Source organism: Sulfurimonas sp. (genome assembly GCF_027056685.1).
Classification (GTDB): Bacteria; Campylobacterota; Campylobacteria; order Campylobacterales; family Sulfurimonadaceae; genus Sulfurimonas.
In genome coordinates, this window is the sequence record NZ_JALUKE010000031.1 from 1 (window position 1) to 5,742 (window position 5,742).

Annotated in this window: 7 protein-coding genes; 5 read left to right on the top strand and 2 right to left on the bottom strand. The window is 35.9% G+C overall.

Features of this window, described 5'->3' with window-relative positions; all coding sequences use genetic code 11:
- On the top strand, positions 1 to 1,329 hold a 1,329-nt coding region (gene mltF / locus MVY38_RS01315), incomplete at its 5' end, for a membrane-bound lytic murein transglycosylase MltF (protein ID WP_297482618.1).
- On the opposite strand, the gene rsfS is transcribed toward mltF, so the two are convergent.
- Together rsfS and nadD are read right to left on the bottom strand one after the other, a co-directional pair.
- Positions 1,315 to 1,632 (bottom strand): ribosome silencing factor, encoded by a 318-nt coding sequence (rsfS, locus tag MVY38_RS01320; RefSeq protein WP_297482622.1) that lies wholly within the window; start codon positions 1,630 to 1,632, stop codon positions 1,315 to 1,317. The genes mltF and rsfS overlap by 15 nt on opposite strands.
- Positions 1,604 to 2,164 (bottom strand): nicotinate (nicotinamide) nucleotide adenylyltransferase, encoded by a 561-nt coding sequence (gene nadD, locus MVY38_RS01325; protein ID WP_297482625.1) that lies wholly within the window; start codon positions 2,162 to 2,164, stop codon positions 1,604 to 1,606. Before nadD ends, rsfS begins: the two co-directional genes overlap by 29 nt.
- Positions 2,165 to 2,225: 61 nt before the next feature.
- Here nadD and gap point away from each other — a divergent pair, with 61 nt between their 5' ends.
- From gap to MVY38_RS01345, 4 genes are all read left to right on the top strand, one after another.
- The gene (gap, locus tag MVY38_RS01330) at positions 2,226 to 3,233 is read left to right on the top strand and encodes a type I glyceraldehyde-3-phosphate dehydrogenase (protein ID WP_297482628.1); all 1,008 of its coding nucleotides are present in this window, start codon (positions 2,226 to 2,228) and stop codon (positions 3,231 to 3,233) included.
- Positions 3,234 to 3,243: 10 nt separating this feature from the next.
- On the top strand, positions 3,244 to 4,455 hold the full coding sequence (locus MVY38_RS01335; RefSeq protein WP_297482630.1) for a phosphoglycerate kinase: 1,212 nt from the start codon (positions 3,244 to 3,246) through the stop codon (positions 4,453 to 4,455).
- 2 nt (positions 4,456 to 4,457) lie between these two features.
- Positions 4,458 to 5,168: a triose-phosphate isomerase gene (locus tag MVY38_RS01340; protein WP_297482633.1), complete on the top strand. Its 711-nt coding sequence runs from the start codon at positions 4,458 to 4,460 to the stop codon at positions 5,166 to 5,168.
- A 12-nt stretch (positions 5,169 to 5,180) separates the two neighbouring features.
- A partial coding sequence (locus MVY38_RS01345; protein WP_297482635.1) for an SDR family oxidoreductase occupies positions 5,181 to 5,742 on the top strand: 562 nt, incomplete at its 3' end.

Genomic DNA, 5,742 nt, shown 5'->3' on the forward strand with positions numbered 1-5,742 from the left:
GTGCCAACACCTAAAATTCAAAAAAAAGTCTCTCTTTTACAAAAAATAAAGAGAAGAGGGATGTTAAATGTAGTACTTTTGAATGCACCTTCAACATATATTATAGGTGCTGATGGTCCACAGGGTTTTGAGTATGATTTACTAAAATCCTATGCTAAGCATTTGGGCGTTGAGCTAAATGTTACAGCAGCACATACAGTTCAAGAAGCCCTAGTACTCTCTAAACGCAGCGATATTGACATTACTTCTGCATCTTTAGCAAAAACTGCACAAAGAAAAGCAAAATATAATTTTGGACCCTCCTATTTTGAAGTACAAGAGCAGGTTATTTGCAATAGAGATATGTTAAGAGGTGATAATTTTCCAAGAGATGTAGAGGATTTGGAAGGGCTTAATATAATGGTCGGAGCAGATACCAGTTATGCGGAGACAATTACATCATTAAAAGAGGATGGCTTTGACATAAACGCAGTTACTAATTCTGATAACTCTACAGAAGAGTTGCTAGAGATGGTGGCAAAGCATCAAATAGATTGTACCATTGCCGATTCAAATATCTACTCCATAAATCTACGCTATTTTCCAAATATTGCTTTAGCATTTTCTATTAGTGCTAGAGAACAACTCGCTTGGATACTTCCTAAAAACAGTCCAAAATTAGAGATGGATATGTACGCATGGCTGAATGACTATAATCAAAAAGGAAAAATGATACAATTAAAAGATCGCTACTATGGTTATATTCTCTTTTTTGATTATTATAATGCAAAAATGTTTTACAAGCGTATAAAAAGCAGATTGCCAAAATATAAAAAATATTTCGTAACAGCAGGAGAAAAATATGCGATACCATGGACGCTCTTAGCTGCGGTTTCTTATCAGGAATCTCACTGGAATCCGCGAGCAAAAAGTTTTACTGGTGTTCGTGGGCTTATGATGCTTACAAAAAAGACAGCAAAAATATTGGGTGTAAAACATAGACTAAACCCCAAAGAGAGTGTTAATGGAGGGACAAGACATCTTATGCAGATGATAAAACATATTCCTCCTGAAGTGGAGAATGAGAGTAAATTAAAATTTGCGCTTGCTGCTTATAATATTGGATTTGGTCATATACAAGATGCTCGTAAACTAGCACAAAGGTTAGGGTTAAATCCAAATGTTTGGAGTGATATGAAGATAGTGCTTCCACTTCTCTCGCATAAAAAATATTATAGAAATCTAAAATATGGTTATGCAAGAGGGGAAGAACCTGTGAAGTATGTAGAGTCAATCTACAACTATAAAGATATACTAGAGAAGTTAAATGAGAAGTTAGTGACCCCCTAACTCACTCAAAAATGTTTCCATATCATACTTAACTCTATATTCAGGAGTCATTATATGAATAAGAATATCACCTAAGTCAATCACAACCCAGTCTCCGCTCTCATCAACATTATTAAAATGTTCTTGAGGTTTGAGCTCATCTTTAAGATGGTTTAGGAGTGCCAAAGTATGTTTTTGTCCGAGTGATGATGCTATAACCGCATAATCAACGATGTAGTTTTTATCATTAAGGTCAAAAACTTCTATTGCTTCTGCCTTGTTTTTGTCGAGTGAATCAGTTATTTTTTGTATTCTGTTTTGCATTGTGTTCCTTGTAGTATTGGGCAATTTGTTTAGCAACTGCCTTTGGTAATTTTTTTATATCCATATCTTTTCGTAAAGATGAAGAAGAAATATTCTCGTCAATTTCTAGTTTTATAAACTCATCAGAGACCCTAACTGCGTCTCTTTTTGCTATTATAAAGTGGACGGACTCTTTCAATTCATCATAATCTTGCCACTTATGCAGAGATTTTAGATTATCTGCACCTATTACGAGGTAAATTCTAGAATATTTTTTTTTCAAATATTTAATCGTTTCAACAGTAGCCACTTCTCTTTGTAAATCCACTTCAAAGGAGCTGATTTGTACATTTTTATAAGAAGAAAAAATATTTTTCAACCATTTCAAACGCAGCTCTGGTGGGGCAAAGAAAGCCCTTTTAAACGGATTGAGATAGGTCGGCATAACAATCGTTTTGTCAATAAACGAAAGTTCACTAACTGCTTTTACAACCGCTTCATGACCAATATGTGGAGGGTCAAAAGAACCTCCATAGAGTGCTACTGTTTCCATTTAATACGAATTATAACTAATTTTGGATAAAATAATCCAATTAAAATTTTTAGGATAAATAATGGCATTGAAAATAGCTATTAATGGCTTTGGTAGAATAGGGCGCTGTGTTACTCGCATCGCTTCAAAACGAGATGACATACAGATCGTTGCCATTAATGACTTAACAGAGATCGATATGATGCTCTATCTTTTACAAAATGATTCTGTGCATGGAACATTTGATGTTTCAGTTAGTAAAATTGATGAAGAACATATCTCTATAGATGGAAAAAGTATTAAAATTTTCTCAGAATCCCAGCCAAAAAATCTCCCTTTTGCTGAGTGTGGCGCTGATTTGGTGCTTGAGTGTACGGGACTCTTTTTAACTTCTGATATTGCACAAACATACATCGATAATGGTATAAAAAAAGTTCTGCTCTCCGCTCCAGCAAAAGATGAAATGACACCTACATTTGTAATAGGTGTGAATGAGCAAGAGTATGCGGGGCAGAGCATTGTCTCTAATGCTTCATGCACGACAAATTGTTTAGCGCCTGTAGCAAAAATTCTTGATGATGCTTTTGGCATTGAAAAAGGTTTGATGACAACCATTCACTCCTATACAAATGATCAAAATCTCCTTGATGTAAAGCATACCCGTGATAAAAGGCGTTCTCGTGCGGCAGCTGTAAATATGATACCAACAACAACTGGTGCAGCAAAGGCAATTAACCGTGTTATGCCACAGCTTGAGGGTAAATTACATGGACAGAGTGTGCGTGTACCAACTCCTGATGTCTCTATGATGGATCTGAATGTTGTTGTTGCAAAAAACACAACAGAAGAGGAAGTAAGAGCACTTTTTAATAAAAAAGCAGAGAGTGAATTTACAGGTATTTTACTCATAGACAAAGAAATGCGTGTTTCGCAAGACTTTGTTGGATGTAATTACAGCTCTATAGTTGCAGAGGATTTAATTCAGGTAATAGGCGGCAATATGATAAAAGTAATGTCATGGTATGACAATGAATGGGGTTACTCCTCACGGCTTCTTGATATGGCAATACATATAAGTAAAAAAAATTAAAAGGATAATAGTGGAATTATTAAATATAAAAAAGTTAGATTTGGCAGGTAAAAAAGTTTTCATAAGATGTGATTTTAATGTACCAATGGATGAGTTTGGAAATATTTCAGATGATAGACGCATTCGTTCAGCGATTTCAACAATTCATTATTGTCTTGACCAAAATTGTGCAGTAATTTTAGCGTCTCACCTTGGTCGTCCAAAGGGAGAAGTGGTTGAAAAGTATTCACTTGCACCTGTAGCGCGTCGTCTACAACATCTTTTAAAGCGTGATGTCACTTTGGCTAAAGATGTAGTTGGTGAAGATGCTATGAGTAAAGCAAGCGCTCTAAAAGAGGGTGAGGTTCTTTTACTGGAAAATCTTCGTTTTGAAGCTGGCGAGACGAAAAATGACCCTGTATTGGCAAAGACTTTAGCATCGATGGCTGAATTTTATGTCAATGATGCTTTTGGTGTAAGCCATCGTGCTCATGCTTCAGTAGAAGGAATCACACACTTTTTTGATAATGAACATAAAGCAGCAGGTTTTTTACTTGATCGTGAGATTAACTTTTTTGGAAAACTTATAAATAGCCCAGTACGCCCTTTTGCAGCAATAGTTGGTGGTAGCAAGGTTTCAGGAAAACTTGAAGCATTAGTAAATCTCTTGCCAAAAGTAGATAAAATTTTCATCGGTGGAGGAATGGCATTTACATTTTTAAAGCAGATGGGCTATAACATTGGTGCATCATTAGTTGAAGATGATTTGCTAGAAGAGGCACAAGGTATTATGGACGAATCGAAAAAACTTGGGGTGAAACTCTATCTTCCTGTAGATGTAGTTGCTGCTGAGAAGTTTGCAGAAGATGCTGTAAGTAAGATTGTAACTGCACAAGAGATTCCAAGTGGTTGGATGGGGCTTGACATTGGACCTGCTACTGTGAGACTCTATCGTGAGGGTTTAAACGATGTTCAAACAGTGCTTTGGAATGGACCAATGGGTGTTTATGAGATGGATAAATTTGCAAGAGGTAGTTCAAAAATAGCACACTTTGTAGCTGATTCGTATGCGACAACAGTTGTCGGTGGTGGTGATACTGCAGACCTAGTGCAGCGTGTTGGTGTTGATGATGAAATGAGCTTTATTTCAACTGGTGGAGGGGCTTCACTGGAGCTTCTTGAAGGTAAAATTCTTCCAGGTGTGAAACCTTTGATGGTTGAAAAAAGCAAAGAAGAGAGTTAGAAATGATAATAGCAGCGAATTTAAAAACAAATCTTACACGCAGTGCTACACATAGTTATATACAAGAGTTGCAAAAATTTGCAGATGTTTCATCTTCTGATGTTTTAGTTTTTCCAGCTATGACATCTTTAGATAATTTCCAAACAAAAAGCATAACTATTGGTGCTCAAAATGCATACCCAACACAAAATGGTGCATTTACAGGTGAGACAGGGCTTGAACAACTTGATGAATTTGGTATAAAAACGATTTTAATCGGACATAGTGAACGCCGTCATATTTTGGGTGAAAGCCAAGAATTTTTGGTACAAAAGTTTAATTACTTCAAGGAAAAAGGTTTTAAAATTGTCTTTTGTGTGGGCGAACCTAAAGAGATTCGTGAAGCATCAAAGCAAACAATGCTTACATATATAAAGAAACAATATGAAGGCATAGATACTAATTATGAAAATCTTATTGTCGCGTATGAACCTGTATGGGCAATTGGAACAGGACTTACACCTACACTTGAAGATATTGAAGATATGCATGCTGAGTTGAAAAAAATATCTGCAGCACCACTACTTTATGGTGGCAGTGTAAAAGTAAACAATGCTAAAGATGTTTTGAGTGTGAAAAATGTTGATGGTATTTTAGTAGGGAGTGCAGCCTTATATGCAGAACATTTTGGCAAAATGATTCAATATGCCGATGAACTTGATAAAACTAAATAAAGGAAAATATAGATGTTAATGAAAGGAAAAAGAGGTCTTATTGTAGGTCTTGCAAACAATAAATCAATAGCTTATGGAATAGCAAAAGCATGTGCAGCACAGGGTGCAGAGATGGCATTTACTTACCTTAATGATGCACTTAAAAAAAGAGTAGAACCAATAGCAAAAGAGTTTGGAAGTGAATATGTGTATGAGTTAGATGTTTCAAATGAAGAGCATATGGCAGGCATCGCTGCTAAAATAGAGAAAGATTTTGGAAAAATTGACTTTTTGGTACACTCTGTTGCATTTGCTCCAAAAGAGGCACTCTCTGAGCCTTTTATAAAAACGACTAAAAGTGCTTTTCAAATTGCTATGGACATCTCTGTTTACTCTCTTATTGATTTAACAAATAGACTAGAATCTGTTTTAAGTGATGATGCTTCTATTCTTACACTCTCTTATTTAGGTGGACCAAAATACATTGTAAATTACAATGTAATGGGTGTGGCAAAAGCAGCACTTGAATCAACTGTACGCTATATGGCAGTAGACTTAGGCAAAAAAGGACAGCGTGTAAATGCGATCTCTGCAG